This is a genomic window from Anaerococcus marasmi, from assembly GCF_900290195.1.
Classification (GTDB): domain Bacteria; phylum Bacillota; class Clostridia; order Tissierellales; family Peptoniphilaceae; genus Anaerococcus; species Anaerococcus marasmi.
In genome coordinates this window covers 64231-83678 of the sequence record NZ_OLMF01000004.1, presented here as the reverse complement: position 1 = coordinate 83678, position 19448 = coordinate 64231, and the positions used below count along the sequence as shown (strand labels likewise).

The 19448-nt window shown below is 33.1% G+C and carries 21 protein-coding genes and 2 pseudogenes; 1 reads left to right on the top strand and 22 read right to left on the bottom strand.

Annotated features, from left to right (window positions below):
- Positions 1–89: 89 nt before the first annotated feature.
- The 19 genes and pseudogenes from C7D97_RS00450 to C7D97_RS00365 form a co-directional block, all read right to left on the bottom strand.
- Positions 90–1166: a sensor histidine kinase gene (locus C7D97_RS00450; protein ID WP_105300258.1), complete on the bottom strand. Its 1077-nt coding sequence runs from the start codon at positions 1164–1166 to the stop codon at positions 90–92.
- Complete coding sequence (locus tag C7D97_RS00445) at positions 1156–1836, bottom strand: response regulator transcription factor (RefSeq protein ID WP_105300257.1); 681 nt, start codon at positions 1834–1836, stop codon at positions 1156–1158. The genes C7D97_RS00450 and C7D97_RS00445 overlap by 11 nt, the downstream gene beginning before the upstream one ends.
- 11 nt (positions 1837–1847) lie before the next feature.
- Positions 1848–2615 (bottom strand): hypothetical protein, encoded by a 768-nt coding sequence (locus tag C7D97_RS00440; protein ID WP_105300256.1) that lies wholly within the window; start codon positions 2613–2615, stop codon positions 1848–1850.
- 8 nt (positions 2616–2623) lie between these two features.
- A complete protein-coding gene (locus tag C7D97_RS00435; protein WP_105300255.1) occupies positions 2624–3349 on the bottom strand; it encodes a hypothetical protein in 726 nt (241 codons plus the stop codon).
- Positions 3330–4073 carry an ABC transporter ATP-binding protein gene (locus tag C7D97_RS00430; RefSeq protein WP_105300254.1) on the bottom strand — a complete coding sequence of 248 codons (744 nt, stop codon included), beginning with the start codon at positions 4071–4073 and terminating at the stop codon, positions 3330–3332. The genes C7D97_RS00435 and C7D97_RS00430 overlap by 20 nt, the downstream gene beginning before the upstream one ends.
- Positions 4074–4312: 239 nt before the next feature.
- Positions 4313–4601 (bottom strand): annotated as a pseudogene (locus C7D97_RS00425) (DUF3847 domain-containing protein).
- Between the two features lie 104 nt (positions 4602–4705).
- The gene (locus C7D97_RS00420; RefSeq protein WP_105300253.1) at positions 4706–5323 is read right to left on the bottom strand and encodes an SAP domain-containing protein; all 618 of its coding nucleotides are present in this window, start codon (positions 5321–5323) and stop codon (positions 4706–4708) included.
- Between the two features lie 67 nt (positions 5324–5390).
- On the bottom strand, positions 5391–5813 hold the full coding sequence (locus C7D97_RS00415) for an SRPBCC family protein (RefSeq protein WP_105300252.1): 423 nt from the start codon (positions 5811–5813) through the stop codon (positions 5391–5393).
- Positions 5814–5850: 37 nt separating this feature from the next.
- On the bottom strand, positions 5851–6369 hold the full coding sequence (locus C7D97_RS00410) for a ClbS/DfsB family four-helix bundle protein (RefSeq protein ID WP_105300251.1): 519 nt from the start codon (positions 6367–6369) through the stop codon (positions 5851–5853).
- 63 nt (positions 6370–6432) lie between these two features.
- Positions 6433–6725, bottom strand: a pseudogene (locus C7D97_RS10625) (VirD4-like conjugal transfer protein, CD1115 family); the annotation flags it as partial.
- A gap of 246 nt (positions 6726–6971) precedes the next feature.
- The gene (gene lysS, locus C7D97_RS00405; RefSeq protein ID WP_105300250.1) at positions 6972–8867 is read right to left on the bottom strand and encodes a lysine--tRNA ligase; all 1896 of its coding nucleotides are present in this window, start codon (positions 8865–8867) and stop codon (positions 6972–6974) included.
- Between the two features lie 10 nt (positions 8868–8877).
- Positions 8878–9351, bottom strand: coding sequence for a transcription elongation factor GreA (gene greA / locus C7D97_RS00400; protein ID WP_015777579.1), 474 nt, complete (start codon positions 9349–9351; stop codon positions 8878–8880).
- A complete protein-coding gene (dusB, locus tag C7D97_RS00395) occupies positions 9338–10318 on the bottom strand; it encodes a tRNA dihydrouridine synthase DusB (RefSeq protein ID WP_105300249.1) in 981 nt (326 codons plus the stop codon). Before dusB ends, greA begins: the two co-directional genes overlap by 14 nt.
- Entirely contained in the window at positions 10296–11087 is a 792-nt protein-coding gene (locus C7D97_RS00390; RefSeq protein WP_105300248.1) for a type III pantothenate kinase, read from the bottom strand. Before C7D97_RS00390 ends, dusB begins: the two co-directional genes overlap by 23 nt.
- 64 nt (positions 11088–11151) lie before the next feature.
- Positions 11152–11643, bottom strand: coding sequence for a DUF5673 domain-containing protein (locus C7D97_RS00385; RefSeq protein ID WP_105300247.1), 492 nt, complete (start codon positions 11641–11643; stop codon positions 11152–11154).
- Positions 11644–11677: 34 nt separating this feature from the next.
- A complete protein-coding gene (hpt, locus tag C7D97_RS00380; protein WP_105300246.1) occupies positions 11678–12247 on the bottom strand; it encodes a hypoxanthine phosphoribosyltransferase in 570 nt (189 codons plus the stop codon).
- The gene (tilS, locus tag C7D97_RS00375; protein ID WP_105301834.1) at positions 12237–13607 is read right to left on the bottom strand and encodes a tRNA lysidine(34) synthetase TilS; all 1371 of its coding nucleotides are present in this window, start codon (positions 13605–13607) and stop codon (positions 12237–12239) included. The genes hpt and tilS overlap by 11 nt, the downstream gene beginning before the upstream one ends.
- A complete protein-coding gene (locus tag C7D97_RS00370; RefSeq protein WP_015777573.1) occupies positions 13591–13908 on the bottom strand; it encodes an FtsB family cell division protein in 318 nt (105 codons plus the stop codon). Before C7D97_RS00370 ends, tilS begins: the two co-directional genes overlap by 17 nt.
- Entirely contained in the window at positions 13901–14146 is a 246-nt protein-coding gene (locus C7D97_RS00365; protein ID WP_105300245.1) for an RNA-binding S4 domain-containing protein, read from the bottom strand. The genes C7D97_RS00370 and C7D97_RS00365 overlap by 8 nt, the downstream gene beginning before the upstream one ends.
- Before the next feature lie 87 nt (positions 14147–14233).
- Here C7D97_RS00365 and C7D97_RS00360 point away from each other — a divergent pair, with 87 nt between their 5' ends.
- Positions 14234–15271 (top strand): DNA polymerase IV, encoded by a 1038-nt coding sequence (locus C7D97_RS00360; RefSeq protein ID WP_105300244.1) that lies wholly within the window; start codon positions 14234–14236, stop codon positions 15269–15271.
- A gap of 53 nt (positions 15272–15324) precedes the next feature.
- Here C7D97_RS00360 and recA read toward each other — a convergent pair whose 3' ends face one another.
- The 3 genes from recA to C7D97_RS00345 all read right to left on the bottom strand — a co-directional run bounded on the left by recA (position 15325) and on the right by C7D97_RS00345 (position 19429).
- Complete coding sequence (recA, locus tag C7D97_RS00355) at positions 15325–16362, bottom strand: recombinase RecA (RefSeq protein WP_105300243.1); 1038 nt, start codon at positions 16360–16362, stop codon at positions 15325–15327.
- Positions 16363–16599: 237 nt separating this feature from the next.
- A complete protein-coding gene (pgsA, locus tag C7D97_RS00350) occupies positions 16600–17130 on the bottom strand; it encodes a CDP-diacylglycerol--glycerol-3-phosphate 3-phosphatidyltransferase (protein WP_105300242.1) in 531 nt (176 codons plus the stop codon).
- Entirely contained in the window at positions 17117–19429 is a 2313-nt protein-coding gene (locus C7D97_RS00345) for a DNA translocase FtsK 4TM domain-containing protein (protein ID WP_105300241.1), read from the bottom strand. The genes pgsA and C7D97_RS00345 overlap by 14 nt, the downstream gene beginning before the upstream one ends.
- Between the last annotated feature and the right edge of the window lie 19 nt (positions 19430–19448).

The window sequence follows — 19448 nt, the reverse complement described above, 5'->3', positions numbered from 1 at the left end:
AAACCACGTTTAATAACGTAGTACCATGCTTAATATAAAAAAAAGAAGATAGAGTTTTTAATTTCTAACGCCTAGGTTATTTATCCTATTTATTTCACACACATTTCGATTTTGCGAGCTATAGGTATCTCTATAAAAAATACTGTATATTGTCCAAACTCACTTCTTACCCCTATGTCTCCTCCAGCATTATTAAGTATTTTTTTTACTATTGATAAGCCTAATCCCATTGATTCTTTATCAGTCGTCCTAGCTTTATCCACTGTGTACAATGGATTAAAAATCTTATCTAATTCTGATTTCTCTATGCCCTTTCCATTGTCTTTAAATTCTATTATAATTGTATCTGGGTTTTCTTTTGCAACTATATCAATTTCCAATGGATTTTCTCCTCTATATTTTATAGAATTTGAAAACAAATTTTCTAATATGATTTCAAGCATCCTGTCAGATAAACCTATCACTGTACTTTCATTTATATCATTTTGATAAAATAAATTTTCTATTTCAATTGTAAATGATTTATTTAATTCATCTACAATTCTATCCAAAGATTCTCTAGCTCTGATATTATTTATTTCTATGTCATATATACCAAGTGATGAATAGTCTTTTAGTTGTTTGATTCGATTATTCAATTGTTTGATCTTTTTGTTTATTATCCTTATATATTCGTCTTTTTTTTCTTGGCTATCAGCAACTCCGTCACTTATTCCATCTATGTGGGCTTGTATTACAGATATGGGAGTTGATAAATCATGGCTTATAGATGATATCAGCTCTTCTCTTTCTTCCTTTGCTTTGCTTTCTCTTTCCCTATATGATTTTAATGACGCTACCATTTTATTAAAATTATCTAATAATTCTCCTATTTCATCCACCCTATCATTTTCTATATATAAATCATATTCCCCTTTAGATAACTTTTTAAAATTATCTAGCAAATTATATATAGGCTTTATAATAATCTTATCGACGTAGACTAAAAATATAGTTGATATGATGGCAATTACTATAGCAATCAAGAAAAAAATTGATGCTATGGATAATAAAATACTTTTAGGTTCTTTTTCTGGTATTCCTAAGACCAACAAAAATAAAATTGGTATTAGAATGATTGATATGACAAATACTATTAAGTTTTTTTTAAGTGATTTAGATTTCAAATTTATAACCTACTCCCCAAACTGTTAATATATACTTTGGATTCTTTGGATTATCTTCGATTTTTTGGCGGAGTCTGTTTATAGTAACGGTTACAGTATTTAAATCTCCATAACTATCGAAGCCCCAGATTCTCTCATATAGTTGTTCTCGACTAAAAACTTGTCTTGGATTTTCAGATAAAAATACCAAAAGTTCAAATTCATTTCTACTTAAATCAAGATCCCTACCATTTTTTTCTACCTTATATTCTTTAGTATATATTCTGATATTTTCTATGTCTATTATTTCAAGATTTTCCTTATTAAATACCTGGCTTCTTCTAAGTTGAGCATTAACTCTTGCAAGTAATTCTCTTAGTCTAAAGGGTTTGGTAATATAATCATCTGCTCCAAGATTAAGTCCCTTTACCTTATCAAATTCATCAATTTTTGCCGACAAAATCAAAATCGGTATTGTAGATTTTATTCTTATATTTTGGCAGATTTCATAACCATTCATACCTGGAAGCATTAAATCTAATATTACTAAGGACGGCTTAAATTTATCAAAAATTTCTATTGCCTTATCACCTTCTGTAAAAATTTCTACCTCATATAGCTCTTTTACTAGATAATCTTTTATTATATTTGCTAAGTCAAGTTCATCTTCTACAATTAAAATCCTACTCATCCTATCCTCTCCTATTTTAATATTTCTACCCTTTTAAAATAGAAAATATTGACAAAATATAAGATTAAAATACCTATTAATGAAGTAGCAATATACAAGCTAAGTTCAATACCAAATTCCCCTTTGATTAATAGAGATGGTATTTTATAAACATGTCTTACTAAAAATAAATATTTTAATTTTTCAGGACCTATTAAGCTTAGAATATAATATAAAAAGCCCATTCCCATAACACTTGAAGCATTTTTTAAAACAAGACCACCATACACAATAATCATAGCTAAACATATTAGTGGCAAAATAATAGAAATTTCACTAAAAAATACACTAACGAAGGCTCTTATTCCCTCTAACTTTACTCCTCCAAGCAAAATATCTTTTCCATCAGAAATTAAAACTGTTCCATCATTAAGTATTATTTTTCCAACTAGAAAAGATGATATTATATCAAAAATCACTAAGGCTATTAGCCACATGATTATAGTTAATATTTTTGCTTTTATTAAATTGTTTCGAGCTCCATTTACCATTATTGGTAATTTGATAAGACCTTTTTCATACTCTATAGCTGTTAAGTCTGAGGATATATAAATCACAAATAAAACCAAAAACAAAACTGTATCTGGAACTGAAACTAAGGGAAATGACATCCAATTCATATCCGTATGAATAAATTGATTCGCTTTTACTATATGAGAAATTAAAATTATTAGAAAAAATAGATAATAAAATTTATTTTTCCTTTGTTTATATAACTCAAAATCTATAAATTTTTTCATATCTTACCCTAATATAAAATATCCTTCTTTTCTAAATAAATATTGCTTATTATTAAAAATAAAGCTAATAATATCCCGCTTGCTAATATTAGAATATTAAATTCATTAGCTGATACATTTTTTATCATTGTAAATTTTTCTCCCATGCTTGTATTAAAGAAAAATATAAGACCAACAATAGAAATGATATTTGCTAGGCTAACATTTTCTATAAATAATCCTATTGACATACTTAATAAGCCGTAGGTAATTGTTGGTAAAAGAATCTTCCCATAAGTTAAGAATGTATAGATTAAATCACTAGCTTTTGTAAATCCTGGTCTTATTAAAGATAAATCACTCATATTTTTAAAATATAGGATTCCAAATAAATAGCACAAGAGAACAAAAATTGTGGTTGCCATTATACAAAATATAATAAAGGCGATTTGTTTGCTGACTAGATTTTTAATTCTTGACGGTTCTTTCAATATGCTCAATTTCATTGTACCTGCTACTAGGTTCTTAGTGACTAAGGTATTTGCTAAAATTGGTATGAAAAATATTAATATTTGCATATAAATATCTAAAAGGCTTGCAGGAAAAGTATAAAAACTATCAATATTCCAAACGCCTTCTTTTGGATCATACATGGTAATATTCATCCAAATCAAAAGTCCGGCTGACAATAAAAATACATATCCTATCTTTGATTTAATGATTTTCTCTAATTCATTAATAATTAATGCTTTCATTTTTCCCACCTACTTTATCAAAGAAAAGTTCTTCAAGATTAGAAACATTATTTTCTGAAACTAATTTTTTTACATCACCTTCTATACATAATTTCCCGTCATGTAAAATTCCAACTCTATTGCAAATACCTTCCATTTCATGGAGAAGATGGGATGAGATTATAAATGTTTTATTAGAAGTTTTTGCCAAAGATACTATAAGTTCATTTATATCCCTCATACCATACGGATCTAGTCCATTTGTAGGTTCATCTAAAATTATTAAATCTGGATTGCCTAATAAGGCATTAGCAATGCCAAGTCTTTGTTTCATACCCATGGAGTATGAGGCAAATTTATCTTTGCTCCTATCTTTTAAACCTACTAATTCAAGTAATTTATTAATATCTTTATCACTTGTGCCATCAATTAGTTTTGACATTAATTTTAAATTTTCATATCCAGATAGGTTTTCATAAAACTTAGGAGCTTCTACCATAGCACCTATATTTTTAATTGCTTGATCTCTATTTTTTATTACAGACTTTTCATTTATTAAAATTTCTCCAGAATCAGACCTAATTAATGATGTAATCATTCTAATAGTAGTTGTTTTCCCCTCTCCATTTGCTCCGAGAAAACCATAAACATCTCCTTTAAACACAGTCATATTCAGATCATTTATAATCTTTCTTTTACCATAAGATTTACATAAATTTTTTATTTCAAGTACTTTTTCGGACATAATTTCCTCCTTTAATGATTCTATTATAAGAGGTAAATATAACAAAACTATAAAAACAACATAATTTTTAACTAATTTTTGAATAACAATCAGTAATATTATTTTAATTGGTCTTTTAATTTCATATTAATGATACGAAACTAGTACCACAATCTTCGCAAGCCCTAGCATTGCAATGGCATTATTACAAGTCCTGCTATTATTATTCTTAATAAAAAGATTTGGTTATTTTATTTTTCCTAATTTTTTCTTATTATTTTTAGTGTTTCTTTAAATTCTTTTGTCTTTGTTGCTTCTTCTAATAGAATTCTTATTTCTTCGTCTGTTAGTTCTTCTGCATTTTCTATAAGGCTTTCTAAGATTGGTCTTCTTGTTATTAGCCTATGAGTTATTTCTTTTCTTCTTTTTATTATGTCTTGTTTTAATATTTTTCTCTTGATTTTTTAGTTGCCTTAATCTCTCTTCTGTATCGTCAATTTTGTCTTTTATTTCTTTTGATTCTTGTCTTATTTGCTCTAAATTTTTCATATATAACTCCTTTCTTGTATTAAAAAAGACGATAGAGTTTTTTAATTTCTATCGCCTAACATCTATCTGTATTAATTTTTTTCATTCAAAAAAATAGTTTCTGTTTACTTGTGATAGTCTTCTATTTTATCCTCATATTTTTTTATAAGTTTTCGTGAATAAACTTTTTTGTTTTTTGAATCTCTGACTTCTTTCCAAATAATTGCAGCTACTTGTATTTTATTAGAGTAGTTACAACTAATTTCGTCTGCACAAAAATCCTTTAAAAATTGATTCCATTGACAAACCGAATTATCATACTTAGCATAATCTGATTTTCCATAATAAACTTTGAGCATATCTTGAATTGTAAAACTCAAATCATTTTGTCTTTTCACTTTTCTCCAAGCCGTTGCCATATCTGCAGTAAATTTGAAAGGCAAAACACCTGTTACAACAGAAAAATATTCTCTGAATTTTGAATTAAAGGAAAATCCACACTCAAGTAAAGGCATATCTAAAGTAATATAATCAACTTGTTTCTTTATGTTTTTTATTGATGACTTTTTAATCACATCACCCTTAAAGTACTGCTCAATAATATAAGTGAGTTCTTGTTTTGTACCTCTATATTCTAATCCTAATAACTTGCATATCTGTGAAAGTTCTTCACGATACCAATAGTATTTATTAAACTCATCAAACGATGTGATTTTATCAAACTTAGGTCTACTTTCTATCATTGTTTTATCCTTTCGAAAAGATCTGAATATATGAATAGGCTACTCCAATTTATCTATTTCATTATTTTCATAACACTTGAACATGACTTGCTTCTTCACAATTAAGTACTTCCTTCAAATCTTTAAAATACAGTTTTTGTTGGTTTCTTAAATATAGTCCTACAAAAGGTTTAAATATAAATTTTTTAGAAATAATATTTTCTGTAAAATCTAATGTTGTTTTATCTCCATTCGAATAAAATTTTCCTATCCAAGTTCCTTTTATATTTGCGTTTTCAATTTCAAAAGACCAGCATTGATGTTTCGTACATTCTATAACTTTAAAATTTGTTTCTATCCCATCTTTTGTAATCTCTACAAAATTCTTATCATCAATAATTTTGATATCTTTGATATCACTTCTCCAACCAAAATCACGAAGGTCAGTAACTTTATCCCATACTTTTTCTATTGGGCAATTTAATGTAACTTTGATATTTGAAACTGCCATAAAATCCTCCTAAGTAAACTTATTTATACCTTTCTATCTATAGAACTAATTTCTTCCATTTCCTAATCTTAGTCCTAAATGTTCCAAATGGCGCTACTGTATTTACATGAATAAATTTATAAACTTCCCAAGTTGCGGTTTTTGTTGCTTCATCCGCCCATTTTCTCATATGGGGTTTAAATAACTCCTCATCTGTTAATTCATCTATCATAAGACAAATATTTTCTACATTTTGTGTTAGTTGTTCTTTTAGCTCCTTTAAAGATTTATGAGCATAAGTATCTGTAAACCACTTATATAATTCTCCAAGTTGATTCCATTTGAAATTATCTGATGGCGTTTTAACTTCCAGTCCTTTTTTCTCATCTTCTTCCCATTTTAAGAGTAAAGTTGTCCAACCTACTTGATAGGCAAGATTTTCTGCCGGTGTCCTATCAACTTCTTCTACTTTTTTGTCTTTTAGTTCTTCCGGTATATTATCAAACTCAGAAATATACTTTTCAAAAGTTTTCTTTATCTCATTTTTTAATTCTTCCTTACTTTCATAAGACCTCATATGCCTACCTCCATGGTTTATATATAGATATTATACCAAAAATATTTTTATCCTAAGCTTAATTCATAATCTTGTAATCAAACTGTTCCTGTTTATTTTTATTTTATCTCTATTCTTTAAATACTCTTCCACATAAAACAAGTTTTTCTTATCATAATCTTCCAACAACTTGTAATTCTTATGCTTTGTAATATCGAATTTATCAGATAGAAAAGGTCTTACTCCTCTTGGCTGGTAAATCCATCCATTACAGTTATTTCATCTTGACTCATAAGTTCCTTGCCAGTCTTTTGATAATTTAGTCCAAAAGATTTTTGGTTGGATCTGGTTTCTGATGTGTTATATAGGTCTAAAGTAGAAGGGGCTGTTGCAGAATGAATAAATCGTACCATTATCGTTAGAAGAACCTCCACGTCAATTTTGCCTCCTTCATCCGGCAGGCACCGATCGGCCCACCGGCCAGGAGAGGTAAAATTTCCTAAGAGAACCTTCTAACGATGGTACGATGGTTATTCATAGTTTTGCAACAGCCCCATCATACTTAATATAAAAATTAAACTGGGATTCATTACAAACCCCAGTTTCATAATTAGCGCGATCTTTTAATATAATTTTGCTCCAGCAGGAATTCTGTTTGATAGGATGATTAGGTTTAGTTTTTCTTCGCCTTCCTCTTCGTGGATTGCTGATAGTAGCATTCCTTGGCTTTCTACTCCCATCATCTTTCTTGCAGGTAGGTTTACTATAGCAAGTAGGGTTCTTCCTACTAGATCTTCTGGATTATAGTAAGCCTTAATTCCTGATAGGATTGTTCTATCCTCACCAGTTCCATCATCTAGGGTGAATTGTAAAAGCTTCTTACTCTTTGGTACTTCTACACAATCTTTAACTTTAACTGCCCTGAAGTCTGATTTGCTGAAGGTATCGAAGTCTACATCTTCATAGATATCTTCGATTTGTACTTTAGAAAAGTCAATTTCTACATCTTCTTCGTCAATTGAATCAATCTTTTGCTTATCACTTTCTTCCTTTTCAAGTCCTATTGGCTTCATTGTTGGGAAGAGTAATACGTCTCTTATAGAGTGTTGACCTGTTAGGATCATGATTAGTCTATCGATTCCTATACCGAGTCCACCTGTTGGAGGCATTCCTATTTCTAGGGCATTTACGAAGTCGTAGTCCATCATTTGTGCTTCGTCATCGCCTGCTTCTCTTTTAGCAACTTGATCAAGGAATCTTTGTTTTTGATCTAGGGCATCATTTAGCTCTGAGAAGGCGTTAGCTATTTCTGCACCGTTGATGAAGGCTTCGAACCTATATGTTAGGGAAGGATCATCGTTCTTTCTTTTTGCAAGTGGTGAAATTTCTACTGGATAGTCAACGATAAAGGTTGGTTGGATTAGTTTATCTTCAACAAATTCATCGAAGAATTCTGCTATAATCTCGCCTCTTGTTTCCTTTACTTCTACTCCCTTTTCTTTAGCAATAGCGATTGCTTCTTCATCAGTTTTGATTTCATTAAAGTCTACACCAGAATGCTCTTTAACTGCATCTATCATTGAGATTCTCTTCCAAGGAGCCTTTAGTTCTATCTCGTGGCCATCGAATTCTACAACTGTTGTTCCCTTAACTTTACTTGCAACATGCTCTACCATGTTTTCTGTGATTTCCATCATATCTTCGAAATCTCCATAGGCTTGGTAAAGTTCCATTGTTGTAAATTCAGGGTTGTGAGTTGCATCCATTCCTTCATTTCTAAACATTCTTCCTATTTCGTATACTCTATCAAATCCACCTACGATTAATCTCTTAAGGTATAGCTCTGAAGCAATTCTTAGATACATGCCTATGTTTAGTGAATTGTGGTGAGTTGTGAAAGGACGAGCTGTGGCTCCTCCTGCTATTGTGTTTAGGATTGGAGTTTCAACTTCTAGGAAGCCTTGACCGTCAAGAAATCTCCTGATTTCTGATATGATTTGACTTCTTTGAACGAATACGCTTTTTACTTCTGGATTTACTATAAGATCTAGGTATCTTTGTCTGTATCTTAGGTCAGGGTCCTTTAATCCGTGCCATTTTTCAGGAAGCATTTGAAGAGATTTGGTCATAAGCTGTGGAGTTTCTGTCTCTATTGAGATTTCTCCTTGATTTGTCTTAAATACTTTTCCTTCTATACCTACGATATCACCTATATCGTATTTTTTAACTTGTTTGAACTCATCGCCAATAACATTTTTACGGTTTACTATCTGAATTTGACCTTCTGCATCTTGGATATCCATAAAGCTCATGTTTCCATGCCCACGTTTGGCCATAATTCTTCCAGCAATCCTTACTTTTTCGCCATCATATTTTTCAAAATTATCTTTGATAAGGCTTGAAGCAATTCTACCCCTAAAGTTTACGATCTTGTGAGGATCTTTGCCTTCATTTTTAAGGTCTTCTAGCTTGTCTCTCTTAATTTGTAGCATTTCATTTAAATCTTTGTTATCAGCCATGTTTTCTCCTTTACTTAATATTTTTGATTACAAAATACATCTTTCCATTTGGTGTGCTTACTTCTACTCTTTCGTCTACCTTTTTTCCGATAAGGGCAGCACCAACTGGAGATTCATTAGAAATAAATCCTTCAAGTGGATTTGACTCAGCAGTTCCTACGATTTTATATTCCAAGTCTTCGTCGAACTCTTCATCATAAACTGTTACAGTATTTCCAACGCCAACTTCATCTGAGTTTTCGATAACTTCGATTGTCTTGGCGTTTCTGATCATATCTTCAACCTTGGCAATCCTAGATTCTACTTCACCTTGTTCGTTTTTAGCTTCATCGTAGTCAGCATTTTCAGAAAGGTCACCGAAGCTTCTTGCTACTTTGATTTTTTCAGCAATTTCTGGACGCTTTTTGGTCTTAAGATATTCTAGTTCATCTTCAAGTTTTTCTAAATATTCTTTACTTAATATTACTTCTTTATTTTCTGTCATAATTATCCTCTAAAAATTTCCTATATTCTTCTAGTAATTCAAATATTTCTTCACTAGTTTTTAATTTATTTGCCCTATCCCTATAGCTTGCAGCTTGTGGTAGGCCTTTGATGTACCAGCCGACATGCTTTCTCATTTGATTTATTACAAGCTTTTCCTTCTTGTACTTAAGAGATAGGTCATATTGTCTTTTTATAGTTGCAAGTATTTCTTCATAACTTATGGGACTAGTCTCTTTTCCTTGGATGTAATCTTTAATTTGCCTAAAAATAAAGGGATTACCCATAGCCCCTCTTGCTATCATTACCCCATCAGCCCCAGTCACATCGAGCATATCTTTATAATCTTTAACACTAAAGACATCACCGTTGGCTATAACAGGAATCGATAAAGTTTCCTTCAGCTTTCTGATAGCCTGCCAATCTGCCTTGCCAGAATACTGTTGCTTACGAGTTCTTCCATGAAGGATGACGTAATCTATTCCGCTATCTTCGAGGGCCTTACCGACTTCTATATAGTTTATGGAATCATCATCAATGCCCATTCTGATTTTAACATTAACAATCTTGTCTGTGGATTCTTTAAGGCATTTGCCTATCTCATAGACTTTCTTCACATCTTTCATAAGGGCTGAGCCCTGGCCATTATTAAATATCTTTGGAGCAGGACAGCCCATATTAAAGCTTATTTCCTTAAAGTCTTCCCTAGGATTTATCTTATCCTTGATGACTCTTTCGATAATATCTGTGTCTTTTCCGAAAATCTGAATATTGCAGTTTTTCTCACTATCTGCTGTATACATTATCTCTTCTGTCGCCCTATTATTAAAATCAAGAGCGTTTACTGAAACCATTTCGGTAAAGGTCTTATCACAGCCGTTTTCTTCGCAGATTTGCCTAAAGGCTGAATCGGTAATTCCCGCCATGGGGGCAAGCATTATTTCATTAAAGATTTTTGTTTCGCTCATAGATTAGTCTCAATCCTTCAAGCATTAAGTCAGGTTCAATAATTTCTATAAATTTACTAGATGCTGAGATTAGCTCAGAGAAACCTCCTGTAGCAACAACAGTTATATCGCTTTCGTCTATATCGTATTTGTCTTCCATTTCTTTTTCCAAGATTGAAATAATATTATCGATCATTCCTATATAGCCGAAAATTATACCTGCATTGATGGATTCAGAAGTATTTTTACCAATAGCAGATTCTGGCTCCATTAGCTCGATCTTAGGTAGCTTGGCAGTAGATCCGAAGAGTCCATCTTGGGCAATTCTTATACCTGGAGCAATCGATCCACCAAGATACTTCCTATCTTCTGTAATTACATCAAAGGTAATGGCAGTTCCCATATCTACGACTATAGTAGGTCCTCCATATTTGCTAAAGGCAGCTACAGCATCTACAATCCTATCAGCTCCAACTTCTCTAGGATTTTCGTACTCAATAGTAAGAAAGGTTGGCGTATCAGAGTCTACCACTATAGCTTCCCTATCAAAGAGCTTCCTATTAGCAGACTGCCAGTTATACATCACATCTGGTACGACACAGCTCATAATAGTATCTTCGATGTCTTCTACACTGATTTTCTTAATTGCTAGCATATTAAATAAAGTAGCAACCAATTCATCACTTGTCTTTTTGAGGTCGGTCGCCACTCTAAATTTTGATTTCAAATTTTCTTTCTCGTAAACACCTATAACCGTATTAGTGTTTCCGATATCTATTACTAATAACATAAAATCTCCAAATCACTTTCAAATTAACTCTTATATGATACGGTTATTTGGTGAAATTTCAAGCTTATTTGCCTAACTTATATTTTCTAATTAGCCTATTGATCTCTTCTATATCTTCTTTTCTAACCTTAGTTGATTCACGACTTTCGCCCTTGCTATCTTTGACAACCATAATAAGGTCAGCATTGTCTGTATCGAAGCCCCATTTTCTAATTTCCTTGTAGGTTCTAAAGTTAGAATTAGCAAGGATACCATTTTCTGCTACACTTAGCTTGGCCCTTGTTGATATCATGAATACAATTGCAAGAGCAATCATAACAAGAGCTGTGAGCATACTCTGTTTATTTCCCTGTTGGTAACCTGCGTATAGATTAACCCCGCCAGTTACAACTAATACTGCAAAAAGAATCATCTCAAAGCTAGATGAAGGTCTCTTAAATGTTGATATTTCTCCTTCAAGCTTTTTCTTATCTTTCATTTGTTTATATACTCTGTATAGGAAAAATACTACTATTGCCCCATACATAATTATAATCATCGAATCTAAATTCCTCATTTTTCCTCCTCAAAAACAAAATAGGCCCAAAGACCTATTTAGCATCTTCTATATTTTCATAAAATGATCTTTTGACAACGCCAATATATGGTAGGTTTCTATACATTTGATCGAAGTCTAGACCAAAACCTACAACATACTCATTTGGTATCTTAAATCCTGTCCAGTCAGGTTTAATTTCTACTTCTCTTCTTTCAGGTTTATCTAGTAAGGTTACAATCTTAACGTCTTTTGCCTGTCTGTTGATTAAGTTTTCCTTAGTCTTCTTTAAGGTATAACCGGTATCTATAATATCTTCGACAATTAGAACTTCCTTGTCTTTGATATCAATATCAAGGTCCTTTAGGATTTTGACATTTCCACTTGAATAGGTGTTTTCCGCATAAGATGAAACTACCATAAAGTCCATCTGAAGGTCGATATTCAAATTTTTGGCAAGTTCCGCCATAAACATTACCGAACCCTTGAGAATTCCTACGAGTATTAAAGTATCCTTATTCTCGTAATGACTGTTGATGGTTTTCGCTAATTGTTCTATCTTTAGCTTCAAACTTTCCTCATCAATCAATACTCTTTCAATTATGTCACTGTAGTCAGTCTTCATCATATACCTCTATCTTTATAATATTTTTTGTAGAAGGATCTACCTTGTAATCCTCCGAGCTTCTAAAAGATGTCACCCATATTATATCATTTTCTGATAAAATAAGGGGGATTTTTTCTCTTTTTTCCTTATCTACCTTCATATCAATAAAAAAGTCTTTAATCTTTTTCGAATGACCTAAGCCTATCGGCTTAAACTTATCACCGTTTTTCCTATATCTAATTTGTAAGGGAAAAGTTAATTTGTCTCTATCGAAATATTCAACATTTCTCCCATGTTTTTTGCTAAAATCTGAGACTTGTCTTACCCTTATCCTTTTTTCTCCAAAGCTTATCTCTTCGCCTATATCTATAGAGATTTGTTTTGTTCCCTTCTGTGATTTTTCTTTTATTAAGCCTAACTTATAAAACTTATAGGACTTAAGAAAAACTAAATCATCTTTTATGATAGACTTTCCATTAGCAAGATCAACTAGCTTTAGGAATGTATCAATATTTTCCTTGGAGATATCTCGAACTTCCCTCTTTATTTCTCCTATAGCTCTTCTTATAAGCTTACTTTGTATGGCCTTATCATGACTTTCAAAAGCTTTTTTGTCAAAGCTTACAGAATCTGTTTTTCTTTGAATAATAATATCTTCATAAATATTTTTTATATAGGAATCGCTAATAGAAATCTCATCAGTCGCAATTTCAGAAAGCTTGACTAGGCTTTCCTTAAAGTTCGGATTGATCTTTTCAATCTCAGGAATTATCTCAAGTCTTAGTTTATTTCTAGTATAATCTGTCGTGAAATTTGTCTTATCGATTGCATAGGGTATTTGTTCACTGTTCAAATAATCTAAGATCATAGCCTTTTTAATATCTAGGATGGGCCTTATTATATCCCCATTCCTATAATCCATAGCCCTAAGACCTTCTACCCCAGTTCCTCGAATAATCCTCATAAGGACAGTCTCTGCCTGGTCATCTAGATTGTGGGCGACGGCAATTTTTGACTTGGGATATTCTTCTTGAATTTGCCTAAAAAACTCATACCTCAGCCTTCTTCCAGCATCTTCTGAAGATAGGCCATATTTCTTGGCGTAATCATCCATGCTAGCAGATTTCTTCCTAAAATCTAATCCGAATTTCTCAGAGGTCTTCTCGACTAGACTCTCATCGAAATCCGCTTCTTTCCTATGGAGGTGGTTTAGGTGGGCAAGGATAATTGTAAAATCCATTTCTTTTCTAAGTTCCATCAAAGCATAGATTAAAAACTGACTATCGGGACCTCCGCTTGCGCCGACTATGATAGCATCACCTTTTTCTATAAGTTTATTCGCTATTATAGTTTCTCTAACTTTATTTATTATTGTCATCTTCATAGACCACTTCAGATTTCTTAACCATATCTAGTCTATCTCTTGCAATCTTTTCCTTAAACTCATCAGTATTTCTATTGTCGTAATCTTCCTTCAAGGACTTGATGGTAATTTGCAAGTCTTCTTTTTTCTTATTCAATGATTCGATATCCTTATTTACCTTGGCGTATTCTTTTTCAATAGCCTTATTGTATAGGCTAAAAGATCCCGCCGATAGAGCAAGGATTGATAGGATAGTCAATAGAAATCTTTGGTTTTTCTTCCTTCTTTGCTTAAGATACGAATTCTTCTTACTCATCGATAACCTCATACATAGAAAAAGCATCGTTTTTCTTGGCTCCGTCAATCAAGTTTAGAACCCTAAATTTAAGATTGCTCTTGCCAAAGGCAACTTCTACTATGTCTCCTTCTTCTACGAGGCTTCCCGGCTTGGCTTCTTTTTCATTTATCTTAACCCTGCCGTTTTCACAAGCCTCTTTAGCAACTTGTCTTCTTTTTATAATTCTCGCATTTTTTAAAAATTTATCTATTCTCATAAGAATATCATACTGTATATACTCTTTATAGGCAAAGCTTTATCATAGATCGTGGGCTTAATATCTAGCAAATAGTATAATGGTCTTATGAAATACATATTCCATGTCGATTGTGATGCTTTTTATGCATCATGCGAAGAATTAAGAAATCCAAAACTGAAAAATCATCCCCTAGCTGTTGGAGGTTTGTCAAACAAATCAATCCTTACTACTGCCAACTACAAGGCAAGAGAATTTGGCCTACATTCAGCTATGCCTGTCTTTATGGCGAAAGAACTTTGTCCAAATCTTATTCTTCTGCCAGTAGATCACAAATATTACAGAGAAAAGTCCAAAGAAGTTTTTTCTCTTGTAAAAGAATATGCTAAGCTAATGGAGCAAGTTTCTGTAGATGAAGCTTATCTACTTGTAGAAACAGACTCTCCCAAAAAGCTTGCTAGAAAGCTTCAAGACGAAGTCTTAAGGGAAACTGGTATAGGTATTTCTATCGGTATATCCTACAACAAGTTTCTAGCAAAGCTTGCAAGCGATTGGCAAAAGCCCCATGGGATAACTCAAATTAGAAAAGAAGACTTAGATTACTTCTTACCTGATATTTCTGTAAATAAAGTCTACGGCATAGGTAAGAAAACTAGCGAGAGATTAAATAAAATAGGTGTCTATAAAGTTAAAGACCTCCTTAAGCTCGACTACGAATACCTGATTGATAACTTTGGTAAGCAAGGAGCCTATATCTATCAGGTAATAAGAGGAGTTGATGATAGGAAGATTAATCCTTCTAGGGTTAGAAAAAGTATAGGAAAAGAGAGGACCTTTGCCCAAAACACCAATGATATGGCAATTCTCACTTCCTATCTTAGAAACTTATCTGAGCTTATAGAAGATGAGATGGATATCAAAAATATTCAAGGAAAAACCGTAAATTTAAAAATAAAGGATGCCAAATTCAAAAATCACACTAGATCTATTACCCTCCAAGAGCCAATTTATAGGGCAAAAGATATCTACAACGAAGCCTTAAGTCTCTTAGAAGATATCCACAAGGGCGAGATGCTTAGGCTAATAGGAATATCTTTATCAAATCTTCAGGAAAGAAAACTAAATCAATTAAGCTTTCTCGAATAAGAAAAATACCCCAAATCCGAATACTGGAATTTGGGGTACTCTTTTAAAATGAATTATTTTTCTTCTTTTTTATCTTCTTCTGTATTTTCTTCTTCATCCTCTTGGGCTTGAATTATGCTCTTTCTAACCTCTGCATCGATTTGGGCCATAAGTTCTGAATTTTCTTCTAAGAGATCTTTTACATTCTCCCTACCTTGGCCGAGCTTTTCATCCTTGTAGGAAAACCAAGATCCTGCCTTATCAACTATGTCCATATCTACAGCCGTATCTAAAAGTACTCCAGATTTGGAAATACCCTTACCATACATGATATCAAACTCTACTACCTTGAATGGAGGAGCTACCTTGTTTTTGACAACTTTAACCCTAGTTCTTGATCCTATAGAATTATCTCCTTGGGTTATTGTCTTTATCCTTCTGATGTCAAGTCTTACAGATGAGTAGAACTTAAGGGCACGACCACCTGGTGTTGTCTCAGGAGATCCAAACATAACTCCGACTTTTTCTCTTAGCTGGTTGATAAAAATCACTGTTGTGTTAGATTTTGCAATTACACCGGTTAGTCTTCTAAGGGCTTGACTCATAAGTCTCGCTTGAAGACCGACGTGGCTATCTCCCATCTCTCCTTCGATTTCTGCTCTAGGGACGAGGGCTGCAACTGAGTCGATTACTATTAGGTCAACCGCTCCACTTCTTACAAGACTTTCAGCTATATCCAGACCTTGCTCCCCAGTATCTGGTTGAGAGAGGATTAGGTTATCTATATCAACTCCCAAGTTTTCTGCATATTCTGCATCTAGGGCGTGCTCAGCATCGATAAAAGCACAGGTCTGATCTTGCTTTTGATCTTCTGCAACTATATGAAGGGCAAGGGTTGTCTTACCGGATGATTCAGGTCCAAAGATTTCAACTACTCTTCCTCTAGGAATTCCACCTATACCTAAAGCTATATCGAGGTTGACTGCTCCAGTTGGAATAGCAGATACTGAAACTCTAGGAGCTTCACCCATCTTCATTATAGCTCCCTTACCGTATTTTTTCTCTATATTTTTAAAAGCCTGGTCTAAGGCTTTTTGCTTATCTTTATCCATAAACTCTCCTCTACTATTTATATAATCTGTACAAAATCTTACTATTATTATATCATTTTATTAATTTTCTTAAAGCATTATACAAAATAAAGAAGCTTTCGCAAACAAAATCTTTTCTATCACAAGCTTATAGGTCAAAGTTCTTTTAAGAATGCTTTAACTCTTAACTTAATGATAGAACTATTATTTACAAAAGCTAATCCTATTAATATTATTCTATTTTTCTTCCTAAAGCTCTTATATATTTTCTAAGTCTAGGACTTTTTTATTCTTAACTATATAGTCCACTCCAGATATTACCGTGAGAATTACTGCTATATAGAAGACAAAAATTCCAGCTTTATTTAGACTAGGTGCATTTAGTAAAAGCATCACTAGCGAGATCATTTGGCTTGTTGTCTTTGCCTTGCCCCACATGCTTGCTGCAATTGTTATTCCAGAATCTGCCGCAAGAGTCCTAAATCCTGTTATGATAAGCTCCCTTGATATTATTATTATAACAGGCCATGCAGGTATTGTATTATCTTCTACTAGTACCAAGAAAGCTGCCATGGTTAGGACCTTATCTATCAATGGATCAGTAAACTTACCAAAGTTCGTTATCATGTTTCTGCTTCTTGCTATATGACCATCTACTGCATCTGTAAAACTTGCTATAATAAAGACGATAGCTGCTATATTCATATCCCTTCCGCTAATCATAAAGATTATTACAAAGACAGGGATTAAAAAGAGTCTTACAAGGGTTATTTTGTTAGCTAAATTCATTTTCTTCTCCTTCTAAATAAGACCTATCTACTAAGACCTTTCTTGGCTTAGATCCTTCATATCCTCCAACTACTCCTCTTTGTTCCAACTGGTCTATTATCCTTCCAGCCCTAGCGTAGCCTATCTTAAGCTTTCTTTGAAGCATGGATACTGAGGCTGTATTTTCGTTAATTATAAGCTTTATAGCTTCATCTATTAACTCATCCTCATCATCTGAAGCTTCGCTTGGACTATCTACGTTTTCCTCTACCTTCTCTATGGCTTCTTCGTCGTAGTTGGTCTCGTTTCCTTCCTTGATTTCTCTGACGACGCTTATTACCTCATCATCAGAAACAAAGGCTCCCTGAATCCTAGTTGGTCTCATAGAATCGCTTGAAGCGTAGAGCATATCACCCTTGCCTAAAAGCTTTTCTGCTCCTTGGCTATCAAGAATTGTTCTAGAGTCTATTTGACTTGTTACTGCAAAGGAAATCCTAGAAGGAATATTTGCCTTGATAGTTCCTGTTATAACATCAACTGTTGGTCTTTGAGTCGCAATGATTAAGTGAATGCCGCAAGCTCTCGACTTTTGGGCAAGCCTTGTTATATAATCTTCTACCTCTGCTCCTACAGTCATCATCAAATCTGCAAGCTCGTCTATTATAATTACTATATATGGAAGATTTTCCATAGAATCGTCAGATTCTTGGGCCTTCTTATATCCAACTATATCTCTAACGTGATTTTTCTCAAATAATTTGTATCTTTTTTCCATCTCGCTGATGGCCCAAAAAAGGGAAGATGAAGCCTTCTTAGGATCAGTAATTACTGGCATAATAAGATGTGGGATGCCATTGTAGATAGAAAGCTCTACAACCTTAGGGTCTACTAGGAGAAGTTTTACATCATTTGGCGAATGCTTATAGAGAATCGACATTATGATGGTATTGATACAAACGGACTTACCAGATCCTGTCGCTCCTGATACCAGAAGGTGGGGCATCTTCTCAATCGCTGAAACTTCAACATCACCTGATACAGATTTACCCATGGCAAAGGGAATAATATATTTGGATTTGACGAAGTTTTCTGAAGATAAGATTTCCTTAAGACCAACGACTTCCTTCTTATCATTGGGAACCTCGATTCCAACATGGCTTTTGCCAGGAATTGGAGCGAGTATTCTTATACCGCTTGTAGCAAGGGCAAGGGCTAGATCATCAGATAAGTTTACAATTTTACTAACCTTAACTCCTCTTTGAGGTTTTAGCTCATAACAAGTTACTGTAGGACCTACATCAATTTGTACAACCTTACCGTCTATGCCGAATGAATCTAGAGTCTCTTCTATAGCTACTGCTCGAGATCTGATTTCTCTATCATCAACTCCCCCATCTTCATTTATATCTTCCAAAAGATCGATGGATGGATAGGTATAATCTCCAAATTCTCTCCTAAAACTTTCATTGAAATCAGACATCTCAACTTGGCGGGACTTGTAATTATTTACCTTGGCATCGCCTAAGCTATCTAAGTCGAAGTTTTTGACAGGGCTTCTTTTTACTTCTCCCTTTTTAGGAGCTTCTTTTTCTTTTACACTTACAGGATTTTCCTTTACTGGAGCTTTTCTTTCTCCTAAATCGTCTTCTCTCTTATCTTCGATTCTTTCTTCTTCCTGTCTTTTTTTTCTTTCATCGATTGAGCTTTTAGCTCTTAGGGTCAAATCTTTTATGCTTTGCCCTAGTTTGGTAAAGCTTTCCTTAACTTTAGCAAAAAATTCTCCATAAGTTAGGGGACTTATATCGATTAATAAAGCAAATATTGAAAGGCCATAAAGGATATAAAGGCCAAGATTTCCTATTAGATTTACTAGGAAAAATGAAATTGCACCACCGATTGCTCCTCCCCCATCAGTTTTTTGGCTCGCTGCATATTGGACAGACCAGGAAAGCTCATTTCTTATAAAAGCTCTAGAAAACAATGCTAGGGTAAGTAGGTATATTACATACAAGAGCAAGAACTTAGATATATTTTCCCTAAATCTTCCCCTAAGCTCTGATAGAAAGCTTATAAATACAAGAACAGGGAAAACTAGGGCAAATTTTCCAAAGATTTTAGCAAAGAAATCTGATAAGACATCTCCCATAAGTCCGGTATTAGAACTTAAAATAAATATAAATAAAATGACCTGGATTGCCATCATTATTAGAGAAAATCTCCTAAAATCAAACTTACTTTCCCTAGGCTTTTTAGTCTTGGTCCTGTTGGGTGATTTTTTATTCGATTTTTTTCTGATTCTATTTTGATTTTTACTAGTCATATCCACCTCTCTATAATTA

What these genes read in the sequence shown, in the direction of transcription:
- recA (WP_105300243.1), bottom strand. Translation starts at nt 16,362, where the DNA reads ATGGATAAAGATAAGCAAAAAGCCTTAGACCAGGCTTTTAAAAATATA.
- tilS (WP_105301834.1), bottom strand. Translation starts at nt 13,607, where the DNA reads ATGACAATAATAAATAAAGTTAGAGAAACTATAATAGCGAATAAACTT.
- C7D97_RS00435 (WP_105300255.1), bottom strand. Translation starts at nt 3,349, where the DNA reads ATGAAAGCATTAATTATTAATGAATTAGAGAAAATCATTAAATCAAAG.
- C7D97_RS00365 (WP_105300245.1), bottom strand. Translation starts at nt 14,146, where the DNA reads ATGAGAATAGATAAATTTTTAAAAAATGCGAGAATTATAAAAAGAAGA.
- greA (WP_015777579.1), bottom strand. Translation starts at nt 9,351, where the DNA reads ATGACAGAAAATAAAGAAGTAATATTAAGTAAAGAATATTTAGAAAAA.
- hpt (WP_105300246.1), bottom strand. Translation starts at nt 12,247, where the DNA reads ATGAAGACTGACTACAGTGACATAATTGAAAGAGTATTGATTGATGAG.
- C7D97_RS00415 (WP_105300252.1), bottom strand. Translation starts at nt 5,813, where the DNA reads ATGGCAGTTTCAAATATCAAAGTTACATTAAATTGCCCAATAGAAAAA.
- C7D97_RS00360 (WP_105300244.1), top strand. Translation starts at nt 14,234, where the DNA reads ATGAAATACATATTCCATGTCGATTGTGATGCTTTTTATGCATCATGC.
- C7D97_RS00370 (WP_015777573.1), bottom strand. Translation starts at nt 13,908, where the DNA reads ATGAGTAAGAAGAATTCGTATCTTAAGCAAAGAAGGAAGAAAAACCAA.
- pgsA (WP_105300242.1), bottom strand. Translation starts at nt 17,130, where the DNA reads ATGAATTTAGCTAACAAAATAACCCTTGTAAGACTCTTTTTAATCCCT.
- C7D97_RS00345 (WP_105300241.1), bottom strand. Translation starts at nt 19,429, where the DNA reads ATGACTAGTAAAAATCAAAATAGAATCAGAAAAAAATCGAATAAAAAA.
- C7D97_RS00420 (WP_105300253.1), bottom strand. Translation starts at nt 5,323, where the DNA reads ATGATAGAAAGTAGACCTAAGTTTGATAAAATCACATCGTTTGATGAG.
- C7D97_RS00440 (WP_105300256.1), bottom strand. Translation starts at nt 2,615, where the DNA reads ATGAAAAAATTTATAGATTTTGAGTTATATAAACAAAGGAAAAATAAA.
- dusB (WP_105300249.1), bottom strand. Translation starts at nt 10,318, where the DNA reads ATGAGCGAAACAAAAATCTTTAATGAAATAATGCTTGCCCCCATGGCG.
- C7D97_RS00430 (WP_105300254.1), bottom strand. Translation starts at nt 4,073, where the DNA reads ATGTCCGAAAAAGTACTTGAAATAAAAAATTTATGTAAATCTTATGGT.
- C7D97_RS00445 (WP_105300257.1), bottom strand. Translation starts at nt 1,836, where the DNA reads ATGAGTAGGATTTTAATTGTAGAAGATGAACTTGACTTAGCAAATATA.
- C7D97_RS00390 (WP_105300248.1), bottom strand. Translation starts at nt 11,087, where the DNA reads ATGTTATTAGTAATAGATATCGGAAACACTAATACGGTTATAGGTGTT.
- lysS (WP_105300250.1), bottom strand. Translation starts at nt 8,867, where the DNA reads ATGGCTGATAACAAAGATTTAAATGAAATGCTACAAATTAAGAGAGAC.
- C7D97_RS00410 (WP_105300251.1), bottom strand. Translation starts at nt 6,369, where the DNA reads ATGAGGTCTTATGAAAGTAAGGAAGAATTAAAAAATGAGATAAAGAAA.
- C7D97_RS00385 (WP_105300247.1), bottom strand. Translation starts at nt 11,643, where the DNA reads ATGAGGAATTTAGATTCGATGATTATAATTATGTATGGGGCAATAGTA.